A 16,849-nucleotide genomic window follows, 5' to 3' on the forward strand; every position below is an offset into this window, starting at 1 on the left:
TGCCTCAGGCCGGCCACAGCCGCCGTGGGCGCTGCCGTCGTCACGTTGAGCCCAGGGCGGTCGAGCGTGCGGTCACGGCATCGACGTCGGACGGGGTGGTGTGCACGTCGAGGCCCGCTCGTCGACCAGATCGCCGAGGTCGCTCTCGGTCACCTTGTCCGCGAGCAGCGGCACGGGGTCGAGCGGCGGCGCAGAGACCCGGGTGATGAGCGCGTGGCTCGTCGGCCGTCCCTGCTCAGCCGAGCTGAGCAGCACCTCGTGCAGCTTCTCGCCCTGCCGCAGGCCGGTGAAGGTGATGTCGACGGAGCGGCCGGACTCGTCGATGAGGCGCCGCGCGACGTCGACGATCCGGACCGGCTGGCCCATGTCGAGGACGAGCACGTCGCCCGCGGCACCGATCGCACCGGCCTGGAGGACGAGCTCGCACGCCTCGGGGATCGTCATGAAGTAGCGGGTCACGTCGGGGTCGGTGACGGTGACGGGGCCGCCGCGGTCGATCTGCGCCCGGAAGGTGTCGAGCACCGAGCCGCGCGAGCCGAGGACGTTGCCGAAGCGCACGGACAGGTAGGACCGCCCGGTCTCGTCACCGAACCAGGCAGTGAGCCGCTCGGCCAGCCGCTTCGTCTGCCCCAGCACGCTCGTCGCGTCGGCGGCCTTGTCGGTCGAGACGTTGACGAAGTGCGCGACCTCGACGTCGACGGCGCACTGGAGGACGTTGAGGGTGCCGAGGACGTTGGTCTTCCAGCCCTCCTCGGGGAAGCGCTCGAGCATCGGCAGGTGCTTGAGCGCCGCCGCGTGGAAGACGACGTCGGGGCGGTGCCGGTCGAAGACGTGCGCGAGCGCGTCGATGTCTCGGATGTCGCACAGGACGAGGTTGTCGGCGTCGAGCAGGCCCGACCCGTCGATGCTCAGCTGCACCGCGTGGAGGGCCGACTCGTCGCGGTCGAGGAGGACGAGGGAGGCCGGCCCCAGGGCGTGCACCTGGCGCGCCAGCTCGGACCCGATGGACCCGCCGGCGCCGGTGATGAGCACGACCTTGTCGCTGACATAGCTTGAGATCTGGGCGGCGCTCGTCTCGATCTCGCGGCGGCCGAGCAGGTCGGTCACGTTGAACTCGCGCAGCTTGTCGAGCTCGACCCGCCCACCGATCATCTCGCGCACCGGCGGCACGACGACGAGGTTGAGTCCCGCGTCGATGCACCGGTCCGAGAGGTCCTGGAGCAGCTGCGGCGACGCGTGCGTGATCGCGACGATGACGACCTCCGCGCCCGTGGCGCCGGCGACGTCGAGCAGGTCGGCCCCGCGCCCCAGGACGCGCCGGCCCCTGACCCGCAGGAACCGCTTGCTCGGGTCGTCGTCGAGGAACCCGACGATCGCGTAGGGCGCGTCGTCGTCGAAGTCGACGAGCTGCGCCACCTGGTGTCCGGCCTCACCCGCCCCGTAGACGAGGGCGGGCACCGCCGACGCCTGGCCCCGTTGGCGGCGCGCGTTCCCCGACGCGGTGCGGAACGCCCAGCGACCCGCACCCATGATGACGAACGCCAGAGCAGGGACCGTGATGACCAGGGAGCGGGAGAAGACCGGCTGGGTGATGAAGTACCACCCGCCGACGAGCACGCTGATCCCGGCCACGATGAGGGCCGACAGGCTGACCTCGTCGAAGCTGCCCAGTCGACTGCGGCCGCGATAGAGGTGGAAGTGGTATCCAGCGACGACCTGCAGCACGATGGCCAGGACGATGTAGGTCAGGGCGGCCTGCCAGACGCGGCCCGGCAGCGTCATTCCGAATCGCACGAGGGCGAACGCGAGCAGCGCGACGAGCCACGACAGCGCATCCCACATGATGACGAGCGACCGCTTGTCATTGAAGATCGAAATTGACACCCCTGGAAACCCCTACTCGCCCGAGCACCCAATGCCTCCCCCGAGGCAACCCACATCATGGTAGGTCGCAGCGGTGACAAAGGGAGCCGAACGACCAACATCCGGCCGGATCGCCCCAGTGGCCCACGCCACCCCGGGAGGAGAGCGGTCCGTGGGAGCGAGCCCAGCGGCATACCGGACGGGGCTCTCGCCGGGGGCAAAGGAAGAGGCGCCACTCGCTCGGGGGTTCGAGTGGCGCCTCTTTCACCCCCTACAGCGCTCGGGAGATCGAGAGCGTTACACCTCTCGGCGAAATCTTTTCGGGGCCTCCGGGAACACGACGGCTCCCCAGTAGCGCACCGCGACGAGGTGCAGGTGACGTGGCACGGCTACCAGCTCGACCCGACCCTGCCCGAGCACCACGACGTCGCCAACAGCTTCGCCGCGCACGAGCTGCGCCATCTGAGCCTCGCCCGGCTGCGCTCAGACCCCCATCACGGCAGGGGCCACGGGACTCAGCCGCAGCACGTCACCGACCTGCCGCACCGCGTCCCGGGGCCCATCCACCGCCACGGCACCGCTGCGCATCGCCGCGCCGAGCGGGAGCCGGCCGAGCCACACCCGGTAGAGCGACCGCACGTCCGAGCTGATCGTCAGCGTCACGTCGAAACCGGGATCGACCGTGCACACGGACGGGACGCCGCGCTCGACGACGATCCAGAAGCGTTTCGGCTCGTCGGCGAAGCGCACGTGGACGACCTGCCGGTCCCCGCCCAGCCGGCTCGTGTCGAGGCGCGTGTGCATCCACCACACGAGCAGCTCGGCGTCGAGCTCGTGCTCCTCCGGGTCGCCGAACGCCCAGCGGGCGCCCCACTCGGCCATCCCGAAGACGAGCGGCTCGAGGGCGCGGCCCGCGGGTGTCAGCGCGTAGGCGGTCCCGTCGCGCGCGATGACCCCGGCCCGCTCGAGCTGGCGCAGCCGCGTCGCGAGCAACGTGCGCGACAGGCCGGGCAGGCCGCGGGCGATGTCGTTGAAGCGCGTCGCGCCGACGAGCATGTCGCGCAGGATGAGCAGCGTCCACCGCTCCCCCAGCACGTCGAGAGCGCGTGAGACCGGGCAGTACTGGCCCGCGCCCGGCAGGTGTCGTCCCATGGTTTCGAGTATCAGCACGCGCAGCGGGCGTGTCAGTCCATTCCCTGTACTGGTCCGGGGGCGGGCGCCGACTCATCCTCGATGGAGGGCCGGCACAGCGGCGGCAGCGGGCCGCCCGGCCGAGGGGGCACCGGCCCGACACAGGGAGGACACGTCATGACCACTGTCATCGACCCCGCCGCGGACGCGGCACTCAAGGCCAGGCACGCGGCGATGTGGGCGCTCGGCGACTACCCCAAGGTGGCTCGCCAGCTCATCTCCGGACTGGGCGCCGAGCTCGTCGCCGCGACCCGCATCGGGCCCGGGGACCGGGTGCTCGACGTCGCCGCCGGACCGGGCAACGCGGCCATCCCGGCAGCCCTGGCCGGAGCCGACGTCGTCGCCTCCGACCTGACACCCGAGCTCGTCGCCTCGGGGCGCGCGGCCGCTGAGCGCGCGGGCGCGCAGCTCGACTGGCGGGTCGCCGACGCGGAGGCGCTGCCCTTCGGGGGCGCGGAGTTCGACGCGGTGATCTCGTGCGTCGGGGTGATGTTCGCTCCGTTCCACGAGCGCTCGGCAGCGGAGATCTCGCGAGTGACCCGGCCGGGTGGTCGGCTCGGGCTCATCTCGTGGACCCCCGAGGGGTTCATCGGCCAGATGTTCGCGGTGATGAAGCCGTATGCCGCTGAGCCCCCTCCCGGGGCCACTCCCCCGCCGCTGTGGGGACGTGAGGAGCACGTCGCCGACCTCTTCGGGGAGACGTTCGACGACCTGACGATGGAGCGGCGGACCGTGGCGGAGACGTTCGCGGGGGCGAGTGGCTTCAGGGACTTCTTCAAGGCGAACTACGGGCCGACGATCGCGACCTACCGCTTCGTCGGTGACGACCCCGAGCGGGTCGCCGCCCTCGACGCGGCGCTGGACGCCCTCGCGGCGGAGCACTCGGACGCCTCCGGTCGGATGGAGTGGGAGTACCTCCTCGTCACCGCCACCCGGCGCTGATGGGTGCAGCAGGCCGCGGGCGGATAAGGATCCGGTCACGACACGGGTGAGCCCCATCGCTTCTGCCCGGGCGTGCGCCATCCTCGGGTTACTCTCAAGTAGAGAGCCATCCGGAGGAGGTGTCGTGAGCGCACTCAGCCCACGACGAGCAACACTGCACGGCCACACCCTGTCCTACGTCGACAGTGGCGCCGGTGAGCCGATCCTCTTCGTCCACGGCCTGCTCGGCTCGCACCGCAACTGGCGCCACCTCGTCGACCGGCTCGACAACACCAACCGGGTCATCGTCCCCGACCTCTTCGGCCACGGCGCCTCCGAGAAGCACGAGGGCGACTACTCCCCCGCCGCGCAGGCCGCCACCCTCCGCGACCTCATCAACCTGCTCGACATCGAGCGCGTCACGATCGTCGGCCACTCGCTCGGCGGCGGGATCTCCCTCGCCTTCTGCTACCTCTTCCCCGAGCGCGTCGAGCGGCTCGTCCTCGTCGGCACCGGCGGCCTCGGCCGCGAGGTGAGCCCCGTCCTGCGGGCCGCCACCCTCCCCGTCGCCGACTGGGTGCTGCCCGTCATCGCCTCGCCGTGGGTCCGCGGCGGCGCCGAGCTCGTCGGCCGGGGGCTCTCCCTCTTCGGCTGGCGCGCCAGCCACGACATGCGGGCCGCGTGGGAGGGCTTCACCGAGCTGAGCGACGCCGACGCACGCCGGGCCTTCCTCGCCACCACCCGGTCGGTGATGAACTCCGGCGGACAGAGCATCGCCGCGCACGAGTACCTCACCGAGCTGTCCGGCGTGCCCGTCCTCATCGTCTGGGGCACCAACGACATGGTCATCCCCGCCGCCCACGCGCGCCGGGCCGCCGAACTGTCGCCCGCGTGCCGGGTCGAGCTCTTCGAGGGGGCGGGCCACTTCCCGCACCTCGACCAGCCCGACCGGTTCGCCGACGTGCTGCGGGACTTCATGGCGACGACCGAGCGGGTCCCGGACCGGCCCGTTCGGCCGGTTCGAGACGCCACGCCACGGAGCCGGACGCGCACCACACCACCCCGCAAGCGCACCCTGCGAGCCGCCCCGAAGGGCGACAAGACCGCCTAGCAGCGCTCGAGGCCTGCTCGGCCCGTCAGGTCAGGTCAGGTCAGGTGCAGGGCCTTCTTCGCCTTGCCCCCCAGGTAGTCGGCCAGCATCACGGCGCGCATGCTGATCCCCGTGCTCGACGGCAGGAAGCCGAGCTGGTGCAGCATGTCGAGGCTGTCGTAGTACATCGTGAAGTGGCTGAGCAGGTCGCCGCGGAACCGGTTGAACGTCGCGCCGCTGACCTGCACCTTCTTGCCGGTGGCCGGCATGCGCCCCTCGGGAGCGACGAGGTCGCCCATCATGGTCGCCGTGAACGTCCAGGTCAGGACGGACTCCCCGTCGGCGACATTGGTGTGCGCGTGGGCCAGCTCCTCGGGGAAGTGCAGGTCCGGGAAGGCGACGAAGAGCGCTCGCATCCGGTCAGCCATCTCAGCCTTGCCGAGCACAGGCTTCTCGAACGACGGGTCCTCCCACACGACGTCGTCCGTGACCAGCGCAACTGCGGCGTCGACGTCGTGGGCGTTCCAGGCGTCGAAGTGCGTCTTGGCGAACGCTCGCATCGCCGCCTCGGTCATGGGCTTGCTGGTGGATTCCATGTCTGTCCTCCTCCTGCGGCGCCTGGGACGCCGAACATCGGCGGTCGGCCACCGCCCAGCCAGCGTCGGCACGGCCAGGAGGATGCGCCAGAGTCGAAGGTCCCGGCACCGCGACGTGCCTTGGGCCACCTCAGCGTCCCGTCAGACCATCGGGGCAGCGTATGGTGGAGGGACCGCGCTCCCCACCCAGAAGCGCGGTGGGAAGCAGGGTGTCACGCATGCGCAGCCCGAATCCACGATGACCGCCGACCCGATGGAAGCCGGCTCTGCCGTCAGCGGGGCGATGGGGCCCTATGCCGCCACGCTGCTCGGATCGCTCCGCCAGACCATGGACGGAGCCCGCGCCGAGGTGATGGCGGCCCGGCGCGCCACGGCCACCCGCACCGACCTGGACAAGGCCCGCAACGACTACCTGCTCGCCATGGTCGCCTACCAGCAGGCCCTCACCATCTACCGCCTGCCCATCCCACCCCGCCTCCGCGACGAGCTGCGCCTCCTGCGCCGCGTCCTCGGCGACGCCCACTCACCCACGGCGTTGGCCGCGACCCAACCGCGCTCTCGAGGGTGGGGCCGCAGAGCCGGCGTCGGGCGCTGAGCGAGCCCAGCGGCATACGGCAGCATTCGTGGTGCGCCGCGCCGCACGGCACCCTCGCGGGGGACCCCACCAACCCGGCACTGGGTACGTTGTCAGGGTCACGCCAGCCGTGAGCCGCCACCACCCCACCGGACGGAGCCTCGCACGATGAACCAGCCCGACGTCCTCATCGCCGGGCGCTACCGCCTGCTCAACCGCGTCGGCGTCGGCGGGATGGGGTCGGTCTGGGAGGCCCGCGACGAGCGCCTGCAACGGACCGTCGCCGCCAAGCTCCTCCACCTGCCACCCGGCGCGAGCGCCGCGGACGCCGAGAACGCGAAGAACCGCGCCATGCGCGAAGCGCGCAACACCGCGCGGCTCCACCACGCGCACGCGGTCCCGGTCTTCGACGTCGTCGAGCACGAGGGCCAGCCGTGCCTGATCATGCAGTACCTGCCCTCCCGCACGCTCCAGCAGGTGCTCGACGAGAACGGCCCGCTGCCCCCTGACGACGTGGCGCTCATCGGCGCCGAGGTCGGCTCCGCGCTCGCGGCCGCCCACGCCGCCGGCATCGTGCACCGCGACGTCAAACCGGCCAACGTCCTCATCCTCGACGACGGCTCGGCGATGATCACCGACTTCGGCATCTCCCGCGCGCTCGGCGACGCCACCCTCACGGCGGCCGGAATGGTGACGGGCACGCCCGCCTACCTCGCCCCCGAGGTCGCCCGCGGCGAGGAGTCGAGCCCCGCGACCGACGTCTTCTCGCTCGGCGCGACCCTCTATGCCGCCGTGGAGGGCACCCCGCCGTTCGGGCTCGACCCGAACCCGATGGCGCTGCTGCACCGCGTCGCCTCCTCCGCGGCCACCCCGCCCACCCGGGCGGGCGCGCTGACCCCCGTGCTGCTCGCGATGCTGGCTGACCGGCCGTCCGAGCGACCCTCAATGGCGGCGGCGGTCGAGGCGCTCGAGCGGGTGGACCTGACGGGGCCGGCCGGGGCCGATCCGACGGTTGCGATGCCCGCTGCGGCCGATCCGACGGTTGCGATGCCGGTGGCCGGGGCGACCCAGCCGCTGCGGACCGTGCCGCCCGCGCTGCCGCTACCGGGTGCGCGCGTGGCGGCTGCTGGGGCTGCTGTGGGCGCTGGTGCGGGGGCGTCCTCGGCTTCGGGGGGCGTCACTTCGCCTCGACCTGCCGCCGACCGCGCGAGGGTGACGGGAACGGGCGACCCGGGCGGGTCAGGCAGGCGGCGCTCCCGCCGGGGGGTCCTCGTGGCCCTCGCCGTCGTGGCCCTGGTGGCAGTCGGGCTGCTGGCGTGGCAGGCGCTCACCGCGGGCGACGGACGGACCCCGAGCGCCGCGCCGCCCGAGACGACCTCCGCCTCCTCGCCCTCGACGACGCCGTCGCCGAGGACCACGACGAGCCCGCGCCCGACGACCACCTCCGCGGCGCCGACCACCCAGAGCGAGACCCCGCCGTCGGCCCCGGCCGCGCCATCGGCCGCGAAGCTCAGCAAGGCCGTGCGGGAGTACTACTCGCTTCTCCCCGACGACACGGAGGAGGGATATGCCCTGCTCACCGAGCGGTACCGCAGCACGACCGCCGGCAGTGTCGACACCTACGAGTCCTTCTGGGACAGCATCAAGAAGGTGACCGTCAAGGACGTCGACGGTTCCCCACCTGGCACCGTGGAGGCGACGCTGACCTACGTCTTCAAGGACGGCCGGGTCTTCGTGGAGCGCACGGCCTACGGGCTCGTCGAGGAGGATGGAGTCCTCAAGATCGACAGCTCAGAGGTGCTCAGCAGCCGAGAGGTCTGAACCCGCGCGGGATGGCTTGGCGCGCACCCCCCGCAGCGCGCCTCTCCACCTACGGCGATAGCATCGCCTCATGACGATGCCACCCTCTCGCAGCGCGGCCGGAAGCGAGGTCGAACGATCGGCCCTGAGTGCCGCAGCCTGTCTCTTTCACGGATTCTCAGACCCCTCGCGGCTGGCGATCCTGCGACACCTGGCCCTCGGCGAGCACCGCGTCATCGACCTCACCGCACACCTCGGGCTGGCGCAGAGCACCGTCTCGAAGCACCTGGCCTGCCTCAAGGACTGCGGGCTCGTCAGTTCCCGACCGGAGGGCCGCGCCTCCGTCTACTCCCTCAACCACTCGGAGTCGCTCCTCGACCTGCTCGCCTCCGCCGAGCGCCTGCTCGAGCTCACCGGCGACGCCGTGACCCTGTGCCCGCGGTACGGCCTCACCTCTACGGAGACCGCCTCATGACCGGCCGGCCCGACCCGACGGCCGCCCAGCTGACGTCCGCGACGGCTGCGCCCACGCCTTCATCGATGGCCGACCCCGAGACCGAGCGGCTCACCCGCCGGGCCCTGCGACTCGCGCAGTTCACCGTCGCCTACAACGTCGTCGAGGGCGTCGTCGGGATCACCGCCGGCATCATGGCCGGACTGGTGTCCCTCGTCGGCTTCGGCCTGGACTCCGGGATCGAGTCGGCCGCCGCCGTGCTGGTGGGCCTCCGGCTTGCGGCGCGGCTGCGGCACGGGCAGGCCGACGAACGCAAGGAGCGGCGCGCCCTCCGCGGCGTGGCCGTGACCTTCTTCCTCCTCGCCGCCTACGTCGTCGTCGAAGGGGTGCGGTCGCTCATCCGCGGCGAGGAGCCGGACCAGTCCCTGGTCGGGATCATCCTGCTCAGCACGTCGCTCATCGTCATGCCCGTCCTGGCGGCGGCCAAGCAACGGGTCGGGCGCGCCCTGGGCGGCGACCGGCTGATCCTCGCCGACGCCGCGGAGACGAAGATCTGCATGCTCCTCAGCGTCTCGACCCTGCTCGGTCTGGGCCTCTACTCCCTGACCGGCGCTGCCTGGCTCGATCCCGTCGCCGGCTTCGTCATCGCGGTGTTCGCGCTGAACGAGGGCCGTGAAGCGTGGGAGGGCGAGCTCGTCGAGGACGACGACGACCCCACCGAAGCCGACGAGGACGCCCGCCCCCACAAGGAGTGACCGGATGAGCACGCGCCACGGGCACGGACACGGTGCGCACGCGACCCCGGGGCACGCGGGTCGCCGCCACCGCTGGCGGTTGCGCCTCGCCTTCGTGCTCACCGCGGGGTTCTTCGGCGTCGAGCTCGTCGTCGGCTGGATCACCCAGTCATTGGCCCTGCTCTCCGACGCCGGCCACATGGCAGCCGACGTCGTGGCCCTCGGTGCCGCACTCATTGCCACGAGCCTGGCCGCTCGCCCTGACTCCACCGGCCGTCGAACCTACGGCTCGTACCGCTCCGAGATCTTCGCCTCCGGGCTCGCTGTCCTGCTCATGCTCGGCGTCTCGGCCTACGTCGTCGTCGAAGCGGTCCAGCGCATCGGCGACCCGGTCGAGCTGCAGGGCGGCCCCATGCTGGTCGTCGGCGCCATCGGACTGGGCGTCAACCTCGCTGCCCTCCTCCTGCTGCGCGGCGGTTCCACCGAATCCCTCAACGTCAAGGGCGCCTACCTGGAAGTGATGGCCGACGCCGCCGGATCGGGCGGCGTGCTCGTGGCCGGCTGGCTCATCGCCACGACGGGCAATGTCATCTGGGACACCGTGGCCGCCCTGGCCATCGGAGTCTTCGTCGCCGTGCGCGCAGTGCTGCTCGGGCGTCAGGTCCTCGACGTTCTCGGCCAGAAGGTCCCCGACAGCATCGACGTCGAGCGCGTCACTGCCGACCTTGCAGGCATCCCCGGCGTGCACGACGTGCACGACCTGCACCTGTGGACCCTGACCTCGGGGATGCTCGTGGCCACCGCTCACCTCGTCGCCGACGAAGGCGCGCCGACGCAGGACATCCTCGAGAGCGCCAAGGCGGTGCTGCGCGACGAACACGGAGTCCTCCACGCCACGCTGCAGGTCGAGCCCGCCCGCAGCCGCGAGTGCCACGAGCTCGACTGGTAGGACCATCGGCTCGCGGACGGTTGCTGCCGTCCCCGTCGCTGACGGCCGACTCGGTCTGCAACCCGCGTGGACCTTCCTACTCGCCACACTGACGCCCTGCTGGTCATGGGCGTCGAGGGGGACGTCCCGTCGGTGAGGTGGACGATGCATCGACCTCACCGACGGAACGGGTGGCCTCAGCGGAGCTGGATGGCGATGTAGCGGGCGCCGCCTGCGGCCGTGCCGGTGGGACGGACCCGGACGGTGTACTTCGCGCCCGAGGCGCCGGCGGGGATGCGCAGGTTGTAGATGTACTGCCCGTCTGCGGCGCGCATGACACCCGAGGTGTCCGCTGAGGAGACGGACTCGGTGACCACGTCGACGGAGCCGTCGCCGGGGTCAGTGGAAGGATCCACGTCGCCGGACAGCAGCTGGATGGCCGGGGACAGCCCGGAGGCCAGCACCCCGTCACACCCGACGCTGATCTTGACCGGCACGACTTGGCCCCCTCTGACCTTGTTGAAGGTGCCGGACTGCAGCGGTGGCAGGAACTCACTGTCCAGCGCCATGACAGCGGACGAGGTGAACGGAGCGGAGACGCCGTTGTCCTTGTCCTTGGCGAGCGCGGTCACGTCGTTGCTGCCGCACGTGGCGTATGCGGTGGTGAACGCGTTCGAGGTCCCATAGGCGCCGCCGTTGAACGACCAGGAGAACCCGGCCGCGGTGTCGGGCCCAGACGGGTCGGTGGCCTGACCGACGAAGGTGACCGGCTGACCCGTGACGACCGTGGTCGCACTCGGGGTCAAGGAGGTGATCGTCGGGGCGACGTTGGACACCTGCAGGTCGAACGTGACTGTGCTCGTGTCGGTGCCGTCGGCCGCGGTGATCGTCACGGTCTGGCTGTCGACCGGGCCGTCGCTCGGCGTGTAGCTCCAGGCCCAGGTGCCCGGTCCGCTCTCAAGGACCGAGCCGACCGAGGCGGAGAGACTGACCGCGTCCTCGTCGACGTCCGAGAACGTGCCCGTGTTCCCTGCAGCGGACGCCTCGTCGACGGCCACCACGGCGTTGTCGGCGGCGACGTCGGGTGCCGTGTTCGACGGCGGGTTGACGCCGGGAGCGTCGGTGCAGATGTCATCGACCTCGAAGTAGTTGCCGGTGTCATGGACCACGACGTAGGCGATGTCGGCCGAGGCCCGGGTGATCTTCAGCTCGGCCATCGTTCCCGTGCCGAGGTTGGTGCCACTCGAGGCGGTTGACTCCAGCAGTGCAGCGGACGAGTCGTAAGCCTCCAGAACGACGGGCGTGTTGGTGCTTGCGAGGAGGCTGAAAGTCGAGGCGGGCCCGTTGAGGAAGTCGATCCGGCCGGCGCCCTGGTCGACGCCGAGCCACGCCCAGTGCGTGCCGTGGCTGGTGTACTGGCCAGAGGGGTACTTGCCGTTGTAGCCGCCGGTGGCGAAATCGCCCACGAGCCAGCTGTATCCGGCCGTGGTCGTGAACTGCACCCCGCCGATCGCACCGGCCGAGAGATTGGTGCTGTCGGGGAGGTCCTCGAACCCGATGTAGCCCGCCTCGCTGCAGACGTAGGCATCCGGGTTGGAGATGACGGTCACCGAGTTGGCCGCGGAGGCGGCCGTGGGTACGGCGACGGCAGACGTGGCAGCCAGGGCCAAGCCGGCCAGGAGTGCTGCGGGCTGGCGCCGAGGGCGCAGGGCAGCACGGATTGAGCTCTTCATGGTTCCCCCTTGAAGGACGTGATCCCTCGAGCCACGGAGCGGACACGCTGGCACGAGGTGAGACATCGGAAATCGTTCCGTCCAGGCGCCGTCCCCACGGCGCCAACCCCCTTTGGCGGGCCCCGGATCCCCCGATCCTCGACGATGGCCCCTCCTCAGGATGCCGACCTGAGCCGCTCCTGTCTCGCGAATCGCGGATCTGCCTTGCGCTGGGAGGGAACTCAGCGGCATACGACCCTTTTGCGTGTCGTCCACCGTGCGGAAGGCCACGGCACGCACGACCCGGAGGTCTCGACTGAGAACCTCCGGGTCGTCGCGTTCCTGCCTGCCGCTCCGGCTGCACCAGGGCGGTCAGGGCCGCTCAGCTGTCGTCGCTGAAGGTGCCTCCGTAGATGCTCGAGTTGCCGAAGGCCGGGTCGCACGCGTTGTTCGGGCCCGGACGCAAGGCGAGCGAGTGGCTCGCCGGGAGCTCCGCGGCCGATGCGCGGTCCCTCGGCCGGTCGGCCACGATCGGCTCCGCGTTCGCGCCGGTGACGTCATCGACGAAGGCCTGGCGGTATGCGTTGATCTCCGGGCAGACCACGCCGTCCCGCATGTCGTTCCAGACCGCTGCCCCGTAGTCCCGGGTGGCAACTGCGTAGTTGTAGTCGCCGAGGAACTCTGCCGTCAGGGCGTTGGCGCTCGACGCGCGGCCGTCGCCCTCCGGGCCTCGCAGCTCGGTCGTCCACGACGTGAGGGCTCCTGTGTCCGGGGCCATCTCGGCGTGCATCACCACTCCGAGGACGCGCCGGGGTTCCGTCGTGTTGGTGCGCCACGGGTCGAGCCAGGCGTTGTAGACGAGCCAGACGTCGGTGCCGTCCGGTGAGACCGCGACGGCCGGGAAGTTCGCCCGATCGCCGGGTGTGCTCACCGCCTCGGCCCCGGAGTACGACTCTCCGCCGTCGGTCGAGACGCTGACGAAGGCACGTTCCTCGTTGGTCCCTTGCCGGTCGTCGGCCCAGGTGACCACGATGTCGTCGGTCGCGTCCGCGCCGCTGGGTGCCCCGTTGGCGATGTCGAGGCTCGGGAAGTTGATCGTCCGGGCTCCGGCGATGCCGTCGATGGTGAACCGTCCTTGGGCCGGGTCGAACTGGCCAAGGCCATGGACGTCGAGGACGGCTCGCGGCCGCTCGAAGTTGGCGCCGCCGTCGAACGAACGGGCCTGGAAGAAGACGTCGCCGCGCGTCTGGATGTCCGTGCCGACCCACATGACGTAGACGACGCCCCGGCTGTCGGTCCGGATGCCGCAGCCCTGGCGCCCACCGGTCTGCCAGGTGTTGGTGGCCGCCGTGATCTGGCGCGTCGTCCACCGGGCGCCACCGTCGGTGGAGCGGGCGAAGAGGACCGGCTCCGAGCCGGCCGCGCCCCGGAACCCGACGTTGCAGACGTAGACATTGCCGAAGTGCGGGCTGCTCGCGGCGTTGTCCGCCCAGAGCTGCTCCTTGTCGCTGAAGAGCGCCGAGTTCTGCCGCGTCACGACGACGGGCGGCATCCAGGCGTCCTTGTCGCCGGCCATGGCCGCGGCGACGTCGTCCGTCCGCGAGACCGCGATCGCGCCTGCGCCGAGGAACCCCGGGTTGCCCGGGAAGTTCGTCGCGATGTTGGCGTAGTACAGGCGCTGCCCGTTCTCCCACGAGAAGCTGCCATCGTCCGCCGGGACAGGCCCGAAGACGAGCTCGGGGTCGCCGTTGGAGACCATCCCGTTCTCGTAGTACCAGGGCAGCGTCCCGATGGGGCCTTCGGGGTCCGGCTGGCAGCCAGTGTCGCCTGCCGGCGGCACACCCACTGAGATGTCGGGCTGCCCGAGGCAGCTGGGGGCGACGCGGGCCGAGAAGCCGGTGTAGTCCGGCTGGACCCACGTCCTGCCGGCGTCGTTGGAGAACTGGACGCCGGAGACGCCGACGCCCGCGGTGAAGGGACACGTCCGGTCGTCGCCGGCGTTGCACGCCTCCATGTCGATGTTGTCGTTGGCCCCCGCCACGAGGATGTTCGTGTCAACCGGGTTGACCGCGAGGCCGGGCTCGTTCTGCTTGTTCTGCGAGAACAGGTTGTCGTTGCTGCCGACGGTCACTTCCGTCGAGCCGCCAGGGGTGACCGGGTCGGCGAACGCCGCCCCCGCCACCAACAAGGACGCAGCAGTCGCCGCCGCCGCGAGGGACGTTCTGAAGTGGTTGCGCATGACACTCCTAGAGAGAATGGGACAACATGCGCGGCGCGCCATGCCCCAGAATCCTGGGGGCGGTGGCCGGTGGCCCCGGCCCGTCCCCGGGCACAGTGGTCGCCATCACATCGTGCGACGATCCACGCGGGTCGGCAAGACGAAGCGGCCGGCGTCGAGCTCGGCAGGTCGTCAACCGCGCCCGCCTCCCGGTCCGGCGTGCGTGCGGACCGCGGTCCGCCCGCGGCGGTCTCAAGCGTTGGCGTCCCCGACTCAAACCGGCCAGACCTGGGTTGCCCCCGGTTCACCGGACGCCGAGAAGGTGCGGGTGTCATCACGACGCAGACCTTGGAGGATCGTGTGAAGAAGCACCTCACCGTCGCGGCCGCCGCCGTCGCCACGCTCAGCGTGGCCGGTCCCGCGGTCGCCGCGAACGGCCCATTCGCCTTCGAGCCGATCGACGGCTCCGCCTACACCCAGCAGAGCGCGGCTTGGGGGCAGCCGCTCGTCGCGCCGGCCGGCTTCACCCAGCAGCTCGTCGCAGACGAGACCGTGCTGGACATCTACGGCGGCGGCGCCGACGACCTGACCGACATGAACGTCCACAACGAGACCGGCCCGGACGCCGGACGCTACCTCATCCGTACGCACGAGGTGGGCTCCAACGGGGCTGTGTCCGTCGTCGACCTGCGGACCGGCGAGGCCCGTGTCGTCGCCCAGGACGCGGGGTTCAAGCGTCTCGACGGCATTGAGTGGACCCCTTGGGGCACGGTCCTGTTCGCGGAGGAGACTGCGGGCGGACGCCTCTTCGAGGGCTTCTTCGACCCGAAGAACCCCTTCGCGCCGATGGAGTGGGTGGCGCGCCCCGAGGTGGGCATCCTGCGCCACGAAGGCATCGGTGCGATGGCCGACGGCACCGTCTTCGTCATCGACGAGCTGAACGGCGGCTCGATCTTCAAGTTCGTGCCGACCACCCGTGGTGACCTGTCCGACGGGCAGCTCTACGCCCTGAAGGTCAGCGGCCTCTCGGATGCCGAACAGCTGTGGAACGCATCGTCGTACCTCGCCAAGTCAGGCGCCTTCGAGTGGGTCGCCCTCGACATGGACCAGGTCGTCCTCGACGCAAACGTGGCAGCCGATGCCGTCAGCGCGTCCGAGTTCGGGCGTCCCGAGGACGTCGAGATCATCGGCCAGAAGGTCTATGTCGCCAACACGACCGAGGACCGCGTCGTCGAGATCGACCTGGCCAAGAGCGTCCTCAACACCTTCGTCCACGCCGGCGACAACGTCCCGACGGAGAACCGCAGCGCCGGCGTGACCGGCTTCAACTCGCCCGACAACCTGGCCAAGAGCGGCGACGGCCGCCTCTGGATCGTCGAGGACAACGTGCCCAGCGACATCTGGGCCACCCAGCCGGACACCGACGGCGACGGGCAGGCCGATCGGGTCGAGCTCTTCGCCTCAGCCGTGGACCCGGGAGCGGAGATCTCCGGCATCTACTTCGGCACGGACCCGAAGACGCTCTACTTCAACATCCAGCATCCGACCAAGCCGCTGGCCGACGGCACGTGGAAGATCACCCGCCGCTGACGCAGCGGGTCTGCCCAGCCAAGGGAAAGCCGGCGCCGTGGCGCCACACGTGGGGCCGTCCGGGGGGACGGCCCCACGTCGCGTTCCACGTCGCGGATGACAACCCGTGATCACACGTTGAAGCTCTCCGCCCGGACGAGCGCCTTGATCCGATGGTTCCGGAGTTCGGCGACGGCGAGGTGGCCGCTCCTGGGTGACATCGCGACGAGGCGGATCACCAGCCGTTTCATCTCGCGCCGCCATGCGACAGCCTGTTCAGCGGCGAGGCGCTTCCAGTCCCAATCGGCCGGGAGAAGGTGATCGGATGAGACCGTTTTCCCTGTCGTGCACTCTCGCTGCAGCGTGGCGTAGAAGTCGCGCTGAGCACTGTCCGCTTGGCGCCGGCTACGACGGCGTCACAGGCCAGTGACAAGAGGTCCAGGGGACTTCTTCTCGGCAAGGAGAGATAGCTGGCCTCCTCCGGCACCAACTGACTACCCCCAGAACCGTCCGCCGGGGCGACCGACGCCGCGAGCTCCGTCTTGAGGTCCGCGTCGGCGAGCTGGTCCTCGTCGAGGTTGAACATGTAGATGAAGGGCTTCGTCGTCAGCAGACCCAGCCCCCTCGCCTCGGCCAGGTCGACCCCGGAAGCGAGCCCAGCGGCATACAACATCCTGCCTTCCTCGAGCCCCTCCCCCACGCTGGCGCCGCGGACCAGCCCGGCGATGTCGACGAAACTCACCGTCGCCGGCAGGATCCGCTCGCTCCCGAAGATCGCACACGCGGGTCCACGTGGGGCGAGGGCGGTTTCTGCTGAACCGCTGCATCGGGACGCCTGCGTGGGTAGGTTGAAATTCCGGACCGTCGTACAGGTCGGTGGTGGTTGGGGCGCCACCGAACCCCCTCGAGAGGAATACCCATGCCGGTCTTCATGGTGGAGCGCCAGTTCGCCGAGCAGCTGGACGTCCCCCCGGAGACCGCCGTGGAGATCAACGCCATCAACGACGACTCCGGGGTGCGCTGGCTCTCCTCGTTCCTCTCGGCCGACAAGCGCAAGACCTTCTGCCTGTACGAGGCGGACAACATCGAGGCGATCCGGGCGGCCGCCGTCCGGGCGGGCCTCCCCGCCGACACCATCATGGAGCTCTCCGGGACGATCTCTCCGGACGGGTCGTTCACACCGATGTAGCTGGACCTGG

15 protein-coding genes are annotated in these 16,849 nt (G+C 70.7%); 9 read left to right on the top strand and 6 right to left on the bottom strand.

The genetic code is table 11. From position 1 onward, the window contains the following. Positions 1–72: 72 nt before the first annotated feature. Together INTCA_RS13385 and INTCA_RS13390 are read right to left on the bottom strand one after the other, a co-directional pair. The gene (locus INTCA_RS13385; RefSeq protein WP_013493465.1) at positions 73–1,884 is read right to left on the bottom strand and encodes a polysaccharide biosynthesis protein; all 1,812 of its coding nucleotides are present in this window, start codon (positions 1,882–1,884) and stop codon (positions 73–75) included. 462 nt (positions 1,885–2,346) lie between these two features. Beyond that, positions 2,347–3,015: a winged helix-turn-helix transcriptional regulator gene (locus tag INTCA_RS13390; protein WP_013493467.1), complete on the bottom strand. Its 669-nt coding sequence runs from the start codon at positions 3,013–3,015 to the stop codon at positions 2,347–2,349. Positions 3,016–3,171: 156 nt separating this feature from the next. Here INTCA_RS13390 and INTCA_RS13395 point away from each other — a divergent pair, with 156 nt between their 5' ends. Together INTCA_RS13395 and INTCA_RS13400 are read left to right on the top strand one after the other, a co-directional pair. After that, positions 3,172–3,996 carry a class I SAM-dependent methyltransferase gene (locus tag INTCA_RS13395; RefSeq protein ID WP_013493468.1) on the top strand — a complete coding sequence of 275 codons (825 nt, stop codon included), beginning with the start codon at positions 3,172–3,174 and terminating at the stop codon, positions 3,994–3,996. A 124-nt stretch (positions 3,997–4,120) separates the two neighbouring features. After that, positions 4,121–5,086, top strand: coding sequence for an alpha/beta fold hydrolase (locus INTCA_RS13400; protein WP_013493469.1), 966 nt, complete (start codon positions 4,121–4,123; stop codon positions 5,084–5,086). 35 nt (positions 5,087–5,121) lie between these two features. Here the strand turns inward: INTCA_RS13400 and INTCA_RS13405 are convergent, their stop codons facing one another. After that, positions 5,122–5,661, bottom strand: a complete 540-nt coding sequence (locus INTCA_RS13405; protein WP_013493470.1) for an ester cyclase — start codon at positions 5,659–5,661, stop codon at positions 5,122–5,124. Positions 5,662–5,899: 238 nt separating this feature from the next. Between INTCA_RS13405 and INTCA_RS13410 the strand changes: the two genes are divergently transcribed. From INTCA_RS13410 to INTCA_RS13430, 5 genes are all read left to right on the top strand, one after another. Further along, a complete protein-coding gene (locus tag INTCA_RS13410) occupies positions 5,900–6,256 on the top strand; it encodes a hypothetical protein (protein ID WP_041307734.1) in 357 nt (118 codons plus the stop codon). 147 nt (positions 6,257–6,403) lie between these two features. Beyond that, the gene (locus tag INTCA_RS13415) at positions 6,404–8,056 is read left to right on the top strand and encodes a serine/threonine-protein kinase (protein WP_013493472.1); all 1,653 of its coding nucleotides are present in this window, start codon (positions 6,404–6,406) and stop codon (positions 8,054–8,056) included. A 70-nt stretch (positions 8,057–8,126) separates the two neighbouring features. Further along, positions 8,127–8,510: an ArsR/SmtB family transcription factor gene (locus INTCA_RS13420; protein WP_013493473.1), complete on the top strand. Its 384-nt coding sequence runs from the start codon at positions 8,127–8,129 to the stop codon at positions 8,508–8,510. Then, positions 8,507–9,244, top strand: coding sequence for a cation diffusion facilitator family transporter (locus INTCA_RS13425; RefSeq protein WP_013493474.1), 738 nt, complete (start codon positions 8,507–8,509; stop codon positions 9,242–9,244). The genes INTCA_RS13420 and INTCA_RS13425 overlap by 4 nt, the downstream gene beginning before the upstream one ends. 4 nt (positions 9,245–9,248) lie before the next feature. Further along, a complete protein-coding gene (locus INTCA_RS13430) occupies positions 9,249–10,172 on the top strand; it encodes a cation diffusion facilitator family transporter (protein ID WP_013493475.1) in 924 nt (307 codons plus the stop codon). 176 nt (positions 10,173–10,348) lie between these two features. On the opposite strand, the gene INTCA_RS13435 is transcribed toward INTCA_RS13430, so the two are convergent. Continuing rightward, the gene (locus tag INTCA_RS13435) at positions 10,349–11,884 is read right to left on the bottom strand and encodes a PKD domain-containing protein (RefSeq protein WP_013493476.1); all 1,536 of its coding nucleotides are present in this window, start codon (positions 11,882–11,884) and stop codon (positions 10,349–10,351) included. Between the two features lie 361 nt (positions 11,885–12,245). Further along, positions 12,246–14,102, bottom strand: coding sequence for a sialidase family protein (locus tag INTCA_RS13440; protein ID WP_013493477.1), 1,857 nt, complete (start codon positions 14,100–14,102; stop codon positions 12,246–12,248). 339 nt (positions 14,103–14,441) lie between these two features. On the opposite strand from INTCA_RS13440, the gene INTCA_RS13445 reads away from it, so the two are divergent. Next, positions 14,442–15,671 carry an alkaline phosphatase PhoX gene (locus tag INTCA_RS13445; protein ID WP_013493478.1) on the top strand — a complete coding sequence of 410 codons (1,230 nt, stop codon included), beginning with the start codon at positions 14,442–14,444 and terminating at the stop codon, positions 15,669–15,671. A 226-nt stretch (positions 15,672–15,897) separates the two neighbouring features. Here INTCA_RS13445 and INTCA_RS20655 read toward each other — a convergent pair whose 3' ends face one another. Further along, a complete protein-coding gene (locus INTCA_RS20655) occupies positions 15,898–16,392 on the bottom strand; it encodes a hypothetical protein (protein ID WP_041307738.1) in 495 nt (164 codons plus the stop codon). A gap of 177 nt (positions 16,393–16,569) precedes the next feature. On the opposite strand from INTCA_RS20655, the gene INTCA_RS13455 reads away from it, so the two are divergent. Further along, entirely contained in the window at positions 16,570–16,839 is a 270-nt protein-coding gene (locus INTCA_RS13455; protein ID WP_013493480.1) for a DUF4242 domain-containing protein, read from the top strand. The last annotated feature ends 10 nt before the right edge of the window (positions 16,840–16,849 follow it).

Origin of the sequence: Intrasporangium calvum DSM 43043, assembly GCF_000184685.1 — a bacterium.
Taxonomy (GTDB): domain Bacteria; phylum Actinomycetota; class Actinomycetes; order Actinomycetales; family Dermatophilaceae; genus Intrasporangium; species Intrasporangium calvum.